The sequence below is a fragment of the Micromonospora sp. AMSO12t genome (assembly GCF_008806585.1).
Lineage (GTDB): Bacteria > Actinomycetota > Actinomycetes > Mycobacteriales > Micromonosporaceae > Micromonospora > Micromonospora reichwaldensis.
This window is the reverse complement of the sequence record NZ_WAAS01000611.1, coordinates 1-468: the sequence shown is the minus strand read 5'-3', so window position 1 is coordinate 468 and position 468 is coordinate 1. Positions and strand designations below refer to the sequence as shown.

Annotated in this window: 1 pseudogene; it reads left to right on the top strand. The window is 65.2% G+C overall.

Annotated elements, in window-relative coordinates:
- A pseudogene (locus F6X68_RS33185) lies at nt 1-468 on the top strand (porphobilinogen synthase); the annotation flags it as partial.

Sequence of the window (468 nt, the reverse complement as noted above, 5' to 3'; positions counted from 1 at the left end):
TGGGGCTCTGACCCCTGATGGTCGCGTCGATAACGATTCCACCCTGCCGCTCTACGCCGCGATGGCGGTGTCCCAGGCACGCGCCGGAGCCCACATGGTCTCCCCGTCGGGGATGATGGACGGCCAGATCGCTGTCATTCGCGATGCTTTGGATCGCGAAGGATTCACCGACGTGTCGATCATGGCCTACTCAGCCAAGTACGCCTCGGCCTTCTTCGGCCCCTTCCGTGACGCCGTCGACTGCTCCCTCAAGGGCGATCGCAAAGCTTACCAGCAGGATCCGTCGAACCGCCGGGAGGGCATGCGCGAGGCCCTCCTCGATCTCGCCGAGGGAGCTGACCTGGTCATGGTGAAGCCCGCCTCTCACTACCTCGACGTGCTGGCCGACGTCGCCGAAGTGTCGCAGGTACCGGTTGCCGCCTACCAGGTCTCCGGCGAGTACGCCATGCTCGAGGCCGCTGCCACTAA